This is a genomic window from Ideonella livida, from assembly GCF_010499455.1.
Classification (GTDB): Bacteria; Pseudomonadota; Gammaproteobacteria; order Burkholderiales; family Burkholderiaceae_C; genus Ideonella; species Ideonella livida.
In genome coordinates, this window is sequence record NZ_JAAGOH010000002.1 from 173,722 (window position 1) to 187,957 (window position 14,236).

The 14,236-nt window shown below is 68.6% G+C and carries 13 protein-coding genes; 3 read left to right on the forward strand and 10 right to left on the reverse strand.

Annotated features, from left to right (window positions below):
• Positions 1-2 precede the first annotated feature (2 nt).
• The 7 genes from G3A44_RS02740 to guaB form a co-directional block, all read right to left on the reverse strand.
• A complete protein-coding gene (locus G3A44_RS02740; protein ID WP_375138619.1) occupies positions 3-2,168 on the reverse strand; it encodes an ABC transporter substrate-binding protein in 2,166 nt (721 codons plus the stop codon).
• A 315-nt stretch (positions 2,169-2,483) separates the two neighbouring features.
• Positions 2,484-3,497, reverse strand: a complete 1,014-nt coding sequence (locus tag G3A44_RS02745) for an LD-carboxypeptidase (protein WP_163455956.1) — start codon at positions 3,495-3,497, stop codon at positions 2,484-2,486.
• A 2-nt stretch (positions 3,498-3,499) separates the two neighbouring features.
• Positions 3,500-4,171 carry a tRNA adenosine(34) deaminase TadA gene (gene tadA, locus G3A44_RS02750; RefSeq protein WP_163455957.1) on the reverse strand — a complete coding sequence of 224 codons (672 nt, stop codon included), beginning with the start codon at positions 4,169-4,171 and terminating at the stop codon, positions 3,500-3,502.
• A 75-nt stretch (positions 4,172-4,246) separates the two neighbouring features.
• Positions 4,247-5,578 (reverse strand): hypothetical protein, encoded by a 1,332-nt coding sequence (locus G3A44_RS02755; RefSeq protein ID WP_163455958.1) that lies wholly within the window; start codon positions 5,576-5,578, stop codon positions 4,247-4,249.
• The gene (guaA, locus tag G3A44_RS02760) at positions 5,535-7,139 is read right to left on the reverse strand and encodes a glutamine-hydrolyzing GMP synthase (protein WP_163455959.1); all 1,605 of its coding nucleotides are present in this window, start codon (positions 7,137-7,139) and stop codon (positions 5,535-5,537) included. Before guaA ends, G3A44_RS02755 begins: the two co-directional genes overlap by 44 nt.
• A 10-nt stretch (positions 7,140-7,149) precedes the next feature.
• On the reverse strand, positions 7,150-8,370 hold the full coding sequence (locus G3A44_RS02765) for an MFS transporter (RefSeq protein ID WP_163455960.1): 1,221 nt from the start codon (positions 8,368-8,370) through the stop codon (positions 7,150-7,152).
• A gap of 129 nt (positions 8,371-8,499) precedes the next feature.
• Positions 8,500-9,972: an IMP dehydrogenase gene (guaB, locus tag G3A44_RS02770; RefSeq protein ID WP_163455961.1), complete on the reverse strand. Its 1,473-nt coding sequence runs from the start codon at positions 9,970-9,972 to the stop codon at positions 8,500-8,502.
• 126 nt (positions 9,973-10,098) lie between these two features.
• On the opposite strand from guaB, the gene G3A44_RS02775 reads away from it, so the two are divergent.
• Entirely contained in the window at positions 10,099-10,629 is a 531-nt protein-coding gene (locus tag G3A44_RS02775; protein WP_163455962.1) for a DUF4124 domain-containing protein, read from the forward strand.
• 15 nt (positions 10,630-10,644) lie between these two features.
• On the opposite strand, the gene G3A44_RS02780 is transcribed toward G3A44_RS02775, so the two are convergent.
• Positions 10,645-10,971, reverse strand: a complete 327-nt coding sequence (locus G3A44_RS02780; RefSeq protein WP_163455963.1) for an RnfH family protein — start codon at positions 10,969-10,971, stop codon at positions 10,645-10,647.
• A gap of 19 nt (positions 10,972-10,990) precedes the next feature.
• Complete coding sequence (locus tag G3A44_RS02785; RefSeq protein ID WP_163455964.1) at positions 10,991-11,446, reverse strand: type II toxin-antitoxin system RatA family toxin; 456 nt, start codon at positions 11,444-11,446, stop codon at positions 10,991-10,993.
• Positions 11,447-11,503: 57 nt separating this feature from the next.
• Here G3A44_RS02785 and smpB point away from each other — a divergent pair, with 57 nt between their 5' ends.
• On the forward strand, positions 11,504-11,974 hold the full coding sequence (smpB, locus tag G3A44_RS02790; RefSeq protein WP_163455965.1) for an SsrA-binding protein SmpB: 471 nt from the start codon (positions 11,504-11,506) through the stop codon (positions 11,972-11,974).
• Between the two features lie 51 nt (positions 11,975-12,025).
• Entirely contained in the window at positions 12,026-12,988 is a 963-nt protein-coding gene (gene pip, locus G3A44_RS02795) for a prolyl aminopeptidase (protein WP_163455966.1), read from the forward strand.
• Here the strand turns inward: pip and G3A44_RS02800 are convergent.
• Complete coding sequence (locus tag G3A44_RS02800) at positions 12,985-14,229, reverse strand: PLP-dependent transferase (protein ID WP_163455967.1); 1,245 nt, start codon at positions 14,227-14,229, stop codon at positions 12,985-12,987. The two genes, pip and G3A44_RS02800, sit on opposite strands and share 4 nt — an antisense overlap.
• Between the last annotated feature and the right edge of the window lie 7 nt (positions 14,230-14,236).

A 14,236-nucleotide genomic window follows, 5' to 3' on the forward strand; every position in this document is an offset into this window, starting at 1 on the left:
CGTCAGCCCAGCAGCTCACCGCGGGCGTTCATGCGTTCACGGCGGGCCAGGGTGTGGCGCACGCCCCAGACAGCGGCACCGACGGCGGCCACGATGAGCAGCAGCGGCCACCAGACCGGCTGGTTCCACTCGGCCTGGCGCTTGGCACGCTCGGCAGCATCCAGACGCAGGTACCGGCCGTGGTCACGGATGAGGATCGCCGGCTTGGTGTTCTTCACCCAGGTCTGCGCCGCCAGCGAGGCATAGGGATAGAAGCCGAAACTCCAGGGCGCATCCTTCTGCAGGATGGCGACCATCTGGTCAATGACCTTCTGCTTCTGCGGGCCGTCGTCCATGGACTTGAGCTGGCTGAACAGGCGGTCGTACTCGGGGTTCTGGTAGTTGGCGGTGTTCTCGCCGTCCGAGACGCTCTTGCTGTTGGGGCCGTACAGCAGGAACAGGAAGTTCTCGGCATCGGGGTAGTCGGCGTTCCAGCCCAGCCAGAAGACCTGGTGCTTGCCCTTGCGCACCTTGTCCTGGAACTGGTTGTTGTCGGTGGCACGCACCTCCAGCTGGATGTCGAGCTTGGCGAACTGCCGCACCATCCAGTCGATCTCCGGCTTGTTGCCGGGCGTGGGGGCCGAGTAGTAGTCGTAGTTGATGACCAGCGGCTTGCCTGTCTTGGCGTCACGCCCGTTCGGATAGCCCGCCTGTGCCATCAGCTTGCGGGCCTCCTCCAGAGGACGGCGCACAAACTTGCCGTCCTCCAGGCGGTGGGTGACAGGATTCAGGCCCTCGGGCGTCTCCTCGCGGGAGCCGGGAATGCCCTTGGGCAGCGGCCCCTGGGCGGTCGCACCGGCCTTGCGCGGGAAGATCTTGGCGTACTCCTCCCAGTCGATGGCGATGCTGATGGCCTGGCGCAGCTTGCGGTTGCGCTCGCGCTGCTCCGGGGTGTCACCCATGCCGATGACCGGGTCGATCATGTTGAAGCCGACGATGTAGTTGTTCACGTCGGCAGAGCGCCCGAAGAGCATGCCGCGCTGGCGGTAGACCTCGCGCACCTCCTCGGAATCCATGGCATCGACGATGTAGTCGTTGCCGGTGTCGGTGCGCTCGAAGATCTCGAGGTCGTAGTAGCCGTCGCGGAACTTATTCTTCATGGGCGTGCCCTCGCGCTCCACGGTGGCCACGATGCCGTCGAGGAAGGGCATGGTCTTGCCGCAGTCGTCCAGCAGGCCCCTCTCCTTGTCACCCGGCATGCCTTCGCAGGGATAGGGCTCACCGCGGAAGTTGGGGTTGCGGCGCATGACGATGCGGCGATCCGGGATGAACTCGGTCACCATGAACGCCCCCGTCCCCACCGGCCAGCGGTCCAGGGACAGGCCCCGGGCGGCCATGCCCGGCTGGGCATAGAAGGCGTCCGCCTCCCAGGGGATCGGCGCCAGGAAGGTCATCTGCATCCAGTACTTCCACTGCGGGTACTTGCCATGGATGCGGATGCGCAGCAGGTGCTTCTCTGGCGCGGACACGCCTTCCAGCGGCCAGCGGCGGAAGTCCAGGAAGGGCTTGTCCTGGCTGGCGGGATCCAGCCCCTCGCGCAGCTTCTTGTCCTCTGCGCGCACCAAGGCCATGTAGTCCTTGAGCCCGATGACAAACTCGGAGAACAAGCCGGAGATCGGTGCCGTGATGCGCGGCGTGGCATGACGCTTGAGGGCGTACACGAAGTCCTCGGCCACCAGCTCGCGGGTGCCGGTGTGCTCGAAGGCCAGCGGCGTCTGCCGATCGCCCAGCTCGCCCGGCTTCATGTCGTGGTAGCGGTGGCGGCCGGCCTCGTCCTTGGCGAAGGCCGGATGCGGCTGGAAGAGCACCCCCTTGCGGATGGGCACGTCATAGACGCTCTCGGCCACCAATTCGTCGGGCGCCTCCTCGGGCAGCTCACGCCCCTGCTTGTCGTAGTACCGCGGCTTGGCCACGGCCTCCGCCGCCTTGGGGACCAGCTCGAAGGGGCGCTTGAGGTAGTGGTAGCCGTAGAGCGGCTCGTAAACCTGATAGGTCACCAGCGTGTCCGGCGACCAGTAGGAGGCCGTCGGGTCCACATGCCGCGGCGTGGACTGCTGCATCGCGGTGTAGAGCACATTGGCTTCAGCCGACCCCTGCGGCCAGGGGCTGTTGTTGCAGCCCGCCAGCATCAGGACTCCCGCCCCCACGATGCCGGCCACCTTGAGCGACCCGGCACCGCGCAGCAAGCGCTGCGCCAAGGCGCGCCAACGCGCGCCCGTCGATCCGACCATGCACTACCTCCAAAAACCACGGCCAGCCGGGTGGGCTGGCCGCTGCAATCCCTGTGCGCGCACGGCGCCCGGCTTGTGCCCGGGACCGCTCCAACGCGAAACCTCAGAGGGATTCTAGGGTTGGCAGGATGTGCACCAACTTAGGGTTTCCGCAAGGCGAAACCGCTAAGGAGCCGCAGATTCCTCAAAGAAAGCCTCACCACTCCGAGAGTTTCACCAAGACAAAAGCACATCCCGTGCCTGAACCTGCAGGCTCACGACACGACCCACCGGCAGGCAGATCTTGGTGTCCACGTGCCCAAACGGCAGCCCGGTGAGGATGGGCGTGGGGCACACCGATCGCAAATGCGACACCACCGTCTTGAGGTTGTAGCCCCGATCCAGGGGCGACGGGCGCCAGGCCGAGAACGCCCCCAGCAAAATGGCCCGCTGCTGGTGCAGCACACCAGCCTGGTGCAGCTGTAGCAGCAGGCGTTCCACGCGGTAAGGATGTTCGGCCACGTCCTCCAAAAACAACAGTCCACCTTGCACCTGGGGCCAGTGCGGCGTGCTCAGCAGAGATGCGACCATGCTCAGGTTGCCGCCCCAGAGCAGGCCCTCGGCCTCCAGGCCGGCGAATCCGGCCTCGGTGCGAAAGCCCACGGCCTCAAGCTCGCCCGTCATGGCCTCGCGGAAACAGTCCGGGGTCACCTCGTCGAGCGTGTCACGACCAAAGTCGTCCACCGCCATGGGGCCGGCCCAACTGGTGGCGCCGGTGTGCGCCAGCAGGCCCAGTTGCAGCGCGGTGACATCGCTGTAGCCCACCCAGCGCGTCCCCTGCGCCACGCTGCGCGCCAGCAGCGGCCAATCCAGCCGGTCCAGCAGGCGGGTCAGGCCGTAGCCACCGCGGCTGGCCAGCGCCACGTCCGGCGCCTGGGCGGCGACCCGGTGCAAGGCCTCCAGCCGGTCGTCATCAGTTCCGGCAAAGCGCTGGCGGCGGGCCAGGGCGGAGGGATCCAGCGCCACCTCAAAGCCCAGGGCCTTCAAACGCTTGACGGCCCGGCGCAAGGGCGCGGCCTGCGCGACGACGCCGGACGGCGAGAAAACCGTCAGCCGCAGCGGCGCATCGGACACCGCGGGGCGGTCGTGGTGTGCGTCGTCATGCGCCGCCACCTGCGGCCCGGCAACCTCGGGCACAGCGTCGTGGGCGGGTGGAACGGAAGAGGCAGCACGTGCAGGGGCATTCATGGTCAGGAGGCTCCATGGCCGCCGCAGCAGGCCGGATCGTCACGAAAGATGGCGTCATCGGCCAGGGGCTCGCCCTCCACCACCTCGGGCAAGGGCATGCGCTCAGCCGGAAACGTTGGCAGCCTGTCCGCGCCCGGCAGGGGGGCCGCGGCGGGCAGGATGTCCTCGCCAGCGGCCCGCTGGGCCCGCTGGGCCCGCTCTGCCCGCTTGACGGCGCGCCGCTCCGCAAAGAAGTCGCGCAGCAGCTGACCACAGGCCTCCTGCAACAGCCCCCCCTGGATGAGGGTGTGGTGATTGAGCTGGGGCTGCCCGAAGAGGTTCACCACAGAGCCGGCGCTGCCGGTCTTGGGGTCCCAGGCGCCGAACACCACCCGCTTGAAGCGAGCGTGCATCAGGGCCATGGCACACATGGCGCAGGGCTCCAGGGTGACGAAGAGCTCACATTCCGGCAGCCGGTAGTTCTCCAGCAGCTGCGCCGCGTGGCGAAGGGCCACCAGCTCGGCATGGGCGGTCGGGTCGTGGGTGGTGATGGGCCGGTTGTAGCCGGTGGCGATGACCTGACCCTGTCGCAGGATCACCGCCCCGACGGGCACCTCACCCACCAGCCAGGCGTTGTGGGCCTGGTCCAGGGCAATGCGCATCGCATGTTCATCGGCGGGACTGAATTCGCTCATGGCAACGGCAAGGTGAAGATCGGGGGGAGCAGGCATCTTGGCAGAACCACGGGGCGGTCCCGAGCGCCGGCGGCATCAGCGGCGCTGACGGCGGCGGCCTGCACGCCGGTCCTGCGCCTCGGCCATCAGGAACTCCCAGGCCTGGGCCTGCTGCAGGAAGGCCTGGACCTCGCTGTCGGCCGCAGGCGGCTCGTCCTCGCGCAGCCAGTCGCGCAGGACTTCGGGGTTCTGCAACATGGCCAGGTCGTGCAGGACCTGCTCAGATGCGCGGGTGTGGCGCAGGTCCTGCGCCGCCAGCCAGCGCCGCAGACCGTCCTGTTCCGCCAGGTCGTGGGCAGGGGTTCCAACGGCGGCGGCCGCGGCAGCCTCCGGCAAGGCCGCCACCTCGGCCTCCAGAGGTTCGGCATCACGCGCGGCCAGCAGCGGCGCCTGCACCTGCACCAGGCTGTCACGCAACTCCAGCAGCTGATCCTGCAGCACCTCACACAGGGCGTCCAGTCGCGGGGCACTCGCGGGGTTCCAGCCCTCGCCGCCCAGCTGGCTGGCTTCCCATTGCAGGCTCAGCAATGCCAGCAGGTCGGCGGCCTCATAGGCGGCATTGGCCTGCTGCATGAGGGTGGTTTTGTGCGCGCGCCGCGCGGCGTCGGGTTCCCTGTCCGGATGCAGCGCACTGGCCAGCTTGCGGAACACACTGCGCACCGATTGGGCCAGCGCCTGGGCCACGGCCTCGCGGGCCTGGTCTCGGTCGCCCTGGCGATGCTGGCGGCGCTCACGCACGTCATCCTCTTCGGCCGCCTCGCGCCGCGCGACACGGGCCGCCCGCCGGTCAGCCTTGCGCGCGGCCTCACGCTCGCGCTGGGCATGGGCCTGCCGACCCGCCTGGGCCAACATGTCCCCAGCGCTGCGGGCGCCGTGCCCGGGCGGCAGTTGCAACCCGTAGACCTGGGCCAGCACGCGCTCGGTCTCCGCCATCTCGGCGGCACGCAGCTCGTGGTGGGGCAGGCTGCTGAAACGGTCAAAGATCGCCTCGACCTGAGGGTCCAGCCCTTCGGCCAACCAGGCTTGTGCCCGCTGGAGCAATCGCTGCTGCAGCCGCTGACGCAGGGCACGCGACCCCAGGTCGGCCGCCAGCAGACGATCGGCCGCCAGCACCCACTCGCGCAGACGTTCGCGCCGCAGACGCAGGGCCGGCAGCCAGCGCAGCACGCGGGCACGGTGGTACGCCTCGGCCACGTCCTGCCAGCCGGCCAGACGCCGGCGTGCGGCCTCCACCTCAGCCAGCAGGGCCTGGAATCGCGCGCCGGCCGCGGTGCCCGCCGTTTCCGCCGCCCGCGCATGCGCCAGCGCGCGGGTGAGCGTCAGCTCATTCCCACTCGATGGTGGCGGGCGGCTTGCTGGAGACGTCATAGGTCACGCGATTGATGCCGCGCACCTCGTTGATGATGCGGCCCGAGACCTTCTTGAGCAGGCTGTACGGCAGCTCGGCCCAGTCGGCGGTCATGAAGTCGCTGGTCTGCACCGCGCGCAGCGCCACCACGTAGTCGTAGGTGCGGCCATCGCCCATCACGCCCACGCTCTTGACCGGCAGGAAGACGGTGAAGGCCTGGCTGGTCAGGTCGTACCAGCTCTTGCCGCTGTGCGGGTCGATGGTCGAGCGCAGCTCCTCGATGAAGATCGCGTCGGCGCGCTGCAGCAGCTTGGCGTACTCGGGCTTGACCTCGCCCAGGATGCGCACGCCCAGACCTGGGCCCGGGAACGGGTGGCGGTACACCATGTCGTGCGGCAGGCCCAGGGCCACGCCCAGCTCGCGCACCTCGTCCTTGAACAGCTCGCGCAGCGGCTCGAGCAGCTTCAGGCCCAGTTGCTCGGGCAGGCCACCGACGTTGTGGTGGCTCTTGATGGTGGTGGCCTTCTTGGTCTTGGTGCCGCCGCTCTCCACCACGTCGGGGTAGATGGTGCCCTGGGCCAGGAAGGTGGCGCCCTTGACGCCATTGCCGGCGGCCTTGAGCTTCTCGGCCTCGGCCTTGAACACGTCAACGAACAGGCCGCCGATGATCTTGCGCTTGCGCTCGGGGTCGGTCACGCCGGCCAGCTGGCCCAGGAAGAGCTCGGAGGCATCGACGCGGATGACCTTGGCGTGCAGGCGCCCGGCGAACATGTCCATGACCATGTCGCCCTCGTTCAGGCGCAGCAGGCCGTGGTCGACGAAGACGCAGGTCAGCTGGTCGCCGATGGCGCGGTGGATCAGGGCCGCGGCCACCGAGCTGTCAACGCCGCCGGACAGGCCCAGGATGACTTCCTCGTCACCGACCTGCTCGCGGATGCGCTGGACCGCTTCCTCGATGTAGTTGCCCATGATCCAGTCGCCGGCGCAGCCGCAGATGCCGCGCACGAAACGGTTGAGCAGTTCAGTGCCTTGGACGGTGTGGGTGACTTCGGGGTGGAACTGGACGGCGTAGTAGCGCTTGTCCTCGTGGGCCATGCCGGCGATCGGGCAGCTGGGGGTGCTGGCCATCAGCTTGAAGCCCGGCGGCAGCGCGGTGACCTTGTCGCCGTGGCTCATCCAGACCTTGAGCATGCCGTGGCCTTCGGGGGTGCTGAAGTCCTGGATGCCGCGCAGCAGCTCGGTGTGGCCGTGGGCGCGGACCTCGGCGTAGCCGAACTCCCGGGTGTCGGACCAGGAGACCTCACCGCCCAGCTGCACCGCCATGGTCTGCATGCCGTAGCAGATGCCCAGCACCGGCACACCCGAATCCCACACCGCCTGCGGGGCACGCAGCTCATGGTCTTCGTAGGTGCTGGCGTGGCTGCCCGACAGGATGATGCCCTTGGCGCCGAAACTGCGGATGAACTCGTCCGACACGTCGTTCGGATGGATCTCGCAATAAACATGGGCCTCGCGCACGCGGCGGGCGATCAGCTGGGTGACTTGCGAGCCGAAGTCGAGGATCAGGATCTTGTCATGCATGGTGGGTCACTCAGGCGTTCGCGCCCGCGACGGGCGCAGAGGTGGAGACGGGATGACGGCGGAAGTGGCGGATGGCGAGCACCGTGGACAAGGCCTGCAGGCCCGCACACAGGAAGAAGGGGGCACCGATGCGCCAGTCGCCCTGAGGCAGGTGGGACACCAGGCCCAGCAGCGCAGCGCCCAACACCGGCGCGGCCACCGCGGTGGCACTGTTGAGGGAGGCGACCGCCCCCAGGGTGCGGCCCTGGGACTGCTCATCGGCAGCCTGGGAGACCACCGTCTGGATGGAGGTCTGGACCATGAAGCCCATGACGTTCAGGCCGATGACGGCGTACATCATCCAGCCCTCGGTGGCGGCCCCCCACAGGGCATAACAAAGCGTGGAGGACACCAGCCCCAGCACGGCGATGCGCTGGGGGGTGGTGCGCTTGAGGGCCACGCGGATCAACCCCCCCTGCACCAGCACGGTCATGACCCCGACGGCAAACAGCGACCAGCCGTTCTCCTTCGGGCCCCACCCGAACTTGAAGCTGGTGTAGAGCACCCAGGTCGTGTGCATCACGAACTGGGCCAGGCCGCTCAGCCCGATCACCACCACCAGCAGGCCCACGCCGTGGAGGTCACGCAGTTGACGCAGCGAAGCCACCGGATTGGCCTTTCGCCAGTCGATGGGCGTGCGGCGCGCCGGCGGCAGGGACTCGGGCAGCACAAAAATGCCGTACACCGCGTTGAGCACGGCCATCCCCCCCGCGACATAGAAGGGCAGGTGCAGATCGATCGCCCCCAGCAGCCCCCCCATCACCGGGCCCAACACGAAGCCCATGCCGAACATGGCCCCCAGCATGCCGAAGCGCTTGGCACGGTCCTGCGGCGCCGAGATGTCGGCCACATAGGCCTGGGCCACGGCGGCATTGGCCTGCAGCGCCCCGCTGACCAGGCGCACGGCCACCAGCATCCACAGCGCGGTGGCCAGGCCGGTGACGAAGAAACTCAGGGCCAGGCCGGTGAAGCCCAGCAACAGCACCGGACGACGCCCATGGTGGTCCGACAGTGCGCCCAGGATCGGCGAGCCAAAGAAGTTGGCGATGCCGAAGGCGAAGGTGACCACACCGTACCAGAAGGCATGCTCGCCCTGGTCCTGGGTGAAGGTCCCCACCAGCGGCGGCAGCACCGGGATGATCAGCCCGATGGCGATCATGTCGATCAGCACCGTGAGCATGATGAAGGACATGGCCGCCTCACGCGGGCGACGACCTCCTGCGCTGGCCGTGGACTCGGGCTGTGACATGGGCGATGGCGAAGTCAGAAAGACGACGCCCGGACTCTGCCGGGCGCCGCGATCAGGGGGGCAAAGGGCCGATCACTCTGCCCGGTAGTTGGGCGCTTCCTTGGTGATCTGCACGTCGTGCACGTGGCTCTCGCGGATGCCGGCGGCGGTGATCTCGACGAACTCCGCCTGCTCATGCATCTGGGCAATGGAGCCGCAGCCGCAGTAGCCCATGGAGGCACGAAGGCCGCCGGCCATCTGGTAGACGATGGAGATCATCGAACCCTTGTACGGCACGCGACCTTCAATGCCTTCAGGCACCAGCTTGTCGGCATTCGGGTTGGCGGCTTCGTCGTTCTCCTGGAAGTAACGATCGGCCGAGCCGGCCTTCATGGCACCGATGGAGCCCATGCCGCGGTAGCCCTTGTAGGAGCGGCCCTGGAACAGGAACACCTCGCCCGGAGACTCCTCCGTGCCGGCGAACATGCCACCCATCATCACGGTGCTGGCACCGGCCGCAATGGCCTTGGCGATGTCGCCCGAATAACGGATGCCACCGTCGGCGATCAGGGGCACGCCGGTGCCGCGCAGCGCGGTGGCCACGTTGTCGATGGCCGTGATCTGGGGCACGCCCACACCCGCCACGATACGGGTGGTGCAGATGGAGCCCGGGCCGATGCCGACCTTCACGCCGTCGGCTCCCGCCTCGGCCAGTGCCAGCGCCGCCGCACCGGTGGCGATGTTGCCGCCGATCACGTCGACATGCGGGAAGTTCTGCTTGACCCAGCGCACGCGCTCGATCACGCCGTGGCTGTGGCCGTGGGCGGTGTCCACCACCAGCGCGTCCACACCGGCCTTGACCAGCAGCTCCACACGCTCCTCGGTGCCCTCACCCACGCCCACGGCGGCGCCCACGCGCAGCTTGCCCTGGGCATCACGCGCCGCGTTGGGGAAGCTGGTCTGCTTGGTGATGTCCTTGACGGTGAACAGGCCGCGCAACTCAGCCGCGTCGTTCAGCACCAGCACGCGCTCCAGCTTGTGTTGGTGCATCAGGGCCTTGGCCTCGGCCAGGGAGGCCCCCTCGCGCACCGTCACCAGGCGCTCGCGGGGCGTCATGATGTCGCGCACCGGGGCGTCCAGGCGGGTCTCGAACCGCAGATCACGGCCGGTGACGATGCCCACCACCTTGCCGTCTTCCACCACCGGGAAGCCCGAGATGCCGTGCTGGCGCGACAGCTCGATCACATCGCGGACCCGGGCCCCGGGCGCAATGGTGATCGGATCCTTGAGCAAGCCCGACTCGTAGCGCTTGACCCGCGCCACCTCGGCCGCCTGCTGCTTGGGCGTCAGGTTCTTGTGGATGATGCCGATGCCACCTTCCTGGGCGATGGCGATCGCCAGACGGGCTTCGGTCACGGTGTCCATGGCGGCCGACACCAGCGGCAGGTTCAGGACGATGTTGCGGGTGAACTGGGTGGCCAGCGACGTGTCGCGGGGCAGCACCTGGGAATAGGCGGGGACCAGCAACACATCGTCGAAGGTCAGCGCTTTGCCAAGAAGGCGCATGGGAGTCATCTCCGGACGCAAAAGAAGATTATACGGAGCCCGCGAAGTCGGTGCGAGCACCTGTGGCCGGCCTACACTGGCGGGCGACGTTCACCGCCCCTGTATTGGCCCGTGGCCGACCTCCGCATGAACCCCACCCAACGCCTGATCGCCGTCCTCACCCTGTCCGCCCTGGCTGCCGGCGTGCACGCCCAGACCTACTGGAAATGGCGCGACGCCCAGGGGCGCGTGCAGGTGTCGGACCAGCCGCCGCCACGCGATGTGCCCGACGCGGCCATCCTGCAGCGCCCGGGCAAGACCGCCCCGGCCCAGGCCGCAGGCTCAGGTGCCGAGCCCGCAGCCACCCCGACTGCCCCCCCGGCCTCCGCCGTCACCGGGCAGGACCCCGAGCTGGAGGCTCGGCGCCGCAAGATCGCGCAGGAGAAGGCCGAGCGGCAAAAGGCGGACGAGGAACGCCGCGCGGAGCAGCAGCGCAAGCAAGACGCCAACCGCCAGGAGGAATGTCAACGCCTGCGCAGCCACCTCAAGGCCCTGGAGTCGGGCGTGCGCATGGCCCGCCTGAATGACAAGGGCGAGCGCGAGGTGATGGAGGATGCCGAGCGCCGGCAAGAGACCCAACGCGTGCAGGGACAGCTGAGCCAGCACTGCAACCGCTGAGACGGATGAGGCCGCTCAGGCGGCCGGGCGCTCGCCTTCGGCTACCGTGGCCTTGCTGCGCCGGTAGCGCTGGCGGCGCGCTTCCTTGGGGTCCACCTTCAGCGGGCGGTAGATCTCCACCCGGTCCTGGTCGCGAAGCGGCGTGTCCAGGGGCCGCAGTTTCATCCACACCCCGGCCTTGAGGGACTCCAGCGGCCCCAGGCCGTGGCGCTCAGGCAGGCCGCTGGCCTGCAGCGCCTGCACCAGCGTGCTGCCAGCGGGCAGCCGCAGCGCCACCTGGTCCACCTGCGCCGGCACAGGGCTGTACGCGACGGTGACGTTCAACACGGGGTTCACGCCCATCGGTTCCGACGGAGGGTTTTCAACGGGCACCATAGACCTGCTCCGCACGGGCGACGAAAGAGTCAACGAAGGTGTTGGCCACCTTATCGAACACCGGGCTGAGGACGAGCTCCAGCGCACGGCTGGAGAAGGCATACCGCAGGTCAAACTCGATCCGGCAGGCCTGGGGCGACTGCTCCGCCTGGGCACCCAAGGGCAGGAAGCGCCAGGTGCCCTCCAGCACCGAGAACGGCCCGTCCACCAGCGACATGGCCACCAGTGCGTCAGCCTCCTGACGGTTACGGGTGGTGAAGGCGTGACGCACACCAGCAAAGGCCAGGTGCACACGGGCCTTCATGCCCTGCTCATCCCGCTCCAGCACCTCGCCCTGGCTGCACCAGGGCAGAAACTGGGGATAGGACTCCACATCGGTCACCAGGCGGTACATCTCGGCCGGGGTGTACCAGAGGAGAACGGACTTCTTCACGTGCTTCATACAATGCCCGGATTGTAGGGGGCGGGTCTTTCCGCCCCCGGCCCAACCCCCTGACCCATGTCCGCCTTCATCGCCGAGAACCGCCGCGCCCGATTCGAGTACCACATCGAGGAGCACTACGAGGCCGGGATGGTGCTGGAGGGCTGGGAGATCAAGGCCATCCGCGCCGGCCAGGTGCAGCTCACCGACGGCTATGTGGTCATCAAGCATGGCGAGCTCTTCCTCATCGGTTGCCGCATCAACGCCCTGCGCAGCGCCTCCACGCACATCCACCCCGAGGCCGACCGCACCAAAAAGCTGCTGATGAAGAAGGCCGAAATCCGCCGCCTCATCGGCAAGGTGGAGCAGCGCGGCTTCACCCTGGTGCCCTTGAACCTGCATTACAAGGGCGGCCGGGTGAAGGCCGAGATCGCCCTGGCCAAGGGCAAGGCCGAGCACGACAAGCGCAACACCGTGAAGGAACGCGAGTGGGAGCGAGAGAAGGGCCGCTTGATGCGCCACAAGGTGTCCTCCTCCGGCAAAGACTGAAACCCACGCTCGCCCCCTGGCCCGCCATCGCCTCCCGTTCGGAGACTAGCCATGACCGCCCTGGACGACGTACTGCATCCCCCCGTGGAGCCCCTGCGTCATGGCCGGCTGGCCGTGGACGCGCGCCACACCCTGCACTGGGAGACCTGCGGCCAGGCCGATGGTCTACCGGCGCTGTTTCTCCATGGTGGGCCCGGCGGCGGCATCTCCCCCACCAGCCGCCGCTTCTTTGACCCTGCGCGCTACCACGTGGTGCTGTTCGACCAGCGCGGTTCGGGACGCTCAACGCCCCTGGGCGAAACGCAGGACAACACCACGCCACTGCTCATTGACGACATCGAGCAGCTGCGGGAGCACCTGGGCATCGAGCGCTGGCTGGTGTTTGGCGGCTCTTGGGGCTCCACGCTGGCGCTGGCCTATGCCCAGGCCCACCCGGAGCGTTGCTTGGGCCTGGTGCTGCGCGGCATCTGGCTGGGCACCCAGGCCGAAATCGACTGGTGGCTGTACGGCATTCGCCACTTCTTCCCACGCGAGTGGGAGGCCTTTGCCAGCCACCTGCCCCCCGAAGAGCGGCATGACCTGTTGGCGGGCTACCGCCGCCGACTGCAGCACCCCGACCCCGCCGTGCACCGTCCCGCTGCGCAGGCCTGGAGCCGCTACGAAGGCGCCTGCCTGACGCTGCGCCCGGACCCGGCCACCGTGGAGGCCTTCACCGAGGACCGCGTGGCCCTGGGCCTGTCACGACTCGAGGCCCACTATTTCGCTCATCACGCCTTTCTGGCACCCGACCAGTTGCTGGCGGGCATGCCGAGCATCGCCCACCTGCCGGCTTGCATCGTGCACGGCCGCTATGACGTGATCTGCCCCGTGCAGCAGGCCTTTGCCCTGGCCGACGCCTGGCCCGGCGCACGACTGCAGGTGGTGACGGAGGCTGGACACTCCTCGATGGAGCCCGGCATTGCGGCCGCCCTGGTCGCGGCTACCGACCGCTTCGCGGCGCAGGGCACCTTTTAGTCAGACGCCACTGGCGGCAACGCCGCCAGTCCAGCAGCCAAGTCAGCGATCAAGTCCTCGGTGGCCTCCAGGCCGATGCACAGCCGCACCAAGACGCCTTGCCACGGATGATCCAAGCTGCGCATGAAGCGCGCTTGGTACGGCACGGCCAGGCTCACCGGCCCGCCCCAGCTCCAACCGATGCGGAAATGCCGCAGGCCGTCCACCAAGGCATCGACGGCGGCCGCCGGCAGCGCCGGGTCCATCTCCAGGGTCAGCAGGCCGGCCGCGGCACGGCAGTGCGCGGCCCAATGGGCATGGCCGGGCGAGTCTGGCAACGCAGGATGCAGCACGCGGCGCACGCCCGGCTGCCCTTGCGCCCAGGCGGCAATGCGCCGGGCCGAAGCGTCCTGCGCGGCGTAGCGCAGCGCCAGCGTAGACAGGTTGCGCAGCACCAGCTCGGCATCGTTGCCACCCACGCCCAGCCCCAAGCGGCTGTGGGTCCAGGCCAGCTTTTCGTAGAGGGCGGTGTCGCGGCAGGCGATGGAGCCCATGAGCACGTCGCCCCCGCCGGAGGGGTACTTGGTCAGGGCGTGGATGGTCAGGTCCACGCCCTGCGGCTGCCCATCCACGTCGCCCAACTCAAAGGGGTTGAAGGCGATGCCCGCCCCCCAGGTGTTGTCCAGCGCCACGATGGCCTGCGGCGCCAGGCGACGCACTTGGGCCACCAAACCGCGCAGGTCCGGAAATTCCAGCGTCACCGAGCCGGGCGCCTCCAGCCACACCAGTTTGACTTCAGGCCCCAGCGCCGCCGCCAAGCCGGCCGCATCAAGAGGGTCATACAGCCGGTGCGCCACGCCAAAGCGGGCCAATTCCTGACGGGCAAAGTCGCGGCTGGGGGCGTAGACGTTGTCGGGCAGCAGCACCACGTCCCCGGCCTGCAGCAAGGCCAGGTCCACCACGGTGAGGGCCGACAGGCCGCTGGGCGCCAGCAGCACATGGCGGGCATGCTCAAGCGTGGCCAGGCGGGCCTCCAGCGTGAAGGTGGTGGGCGTGCCGTGCAGGCCGTAGGTGTAGCCGCTCTTGTCCACCCAGCGCCGTTGGCGCAGATCGGCCACCGAACTGAAATAGACCGTCGAGCCCTTGCACACCGACACGGCCGGCGAATCGAAGCCAGCAGGCGGCTGGTAGGCGTGGTGGATCAGCTGGGTGGCCAGTGCCGGCGGGGCCGGCGCGGCTGGGGCATCGTCGTGTTCAGGCATGCGCCGC

Coding starts and splice junctions, on each gene's coding strand:
- pip (WP_163455966.1), top strand. CDS start 12,026: ATGACCGCCCTGGACGACGTACTGCATCCCCCCGTGGAGCCCCTGCGT.
- guaB (WP_163455961.1), bottom strand. CDS start 9,972: ATGCGCCTTCTTGGCAAAGCGCTGACCTTCGACGATGTGTTGCTGGTC.
- tadA (WP_163455957.1), bottom strand. CDS start 4,171: ATGAGCGAATTCAGTCCCGCCGATGAACATGCGATGCGCATTGCCCTG.
- smpB (WP_163455965.1), top strand. CDS start 11,504: ATGTCCGCCTTCATCGCCGAGAACCGCCGCGCCCGATTCGAGTACCAC.
- G3A44_RS02780 (WP_163455963.1), bottom strand. CDS start 10,971: ATGGGCGTGAACCCCGTGTTGAACGTCACCGTCGCGTACAGCCCTGTG.
- G3A44_RS02800 (WP_163455967.1), bottom strand. CDS start 14,229: ATGCCTGAACACGACGATGCCCCAGCCGCGCCGGCCCCGCCGGCACTG.
- G3A44_RS02740 (WP_375138619.1), bottom strand. CDS start 2,168: ATGCTGGCGGGCTGCAACAACAGCCCCTGGCCGCAGGGGTCGGCTGAA.
- G3A44_RS02755 (WP_163455958.1), bottom strand. CDS start 5,578: ATGACGTCTCCAGCAAGCCGCCCGCCACCATCGAGTGGGAATGAGCTG.
- guaA (WP_163455959.1), bottom strand. CDS start 7,139: ATGCATGACAAGATCCTGATCCTCGACTTCGGCTCGCAAGTCACCCAG.
- G3A44_RS02775 (WP_163455962.1), top strand. CDS start 10,099: ATGAACCCCACCCAACGCCTGATCGCCGTCCTCACCCTGTCCGCCCTG.
- G3A44_RS02785 (WP_163455964.1), bottom strand. CDS start 11,446: ATGAAGCACGTGAAGAAGTCCGTTCTCCTCTGGTACACCCCGGCCGAG.
- G3A44_RS02765 (WP_163455960.1), bottom strand. CDS start 8,370: ATGTCCTTCATCATGCTCACGGTGCTGATCGACATGATCGCCATCGGG.
- G3A44_RS02745 (WP_163455956.1), bottom strand. CDS start 3,497: ATGAATGCCCCTGCACGTGCTGCCTCTTCCGTTCCACCCGCCCACGAC.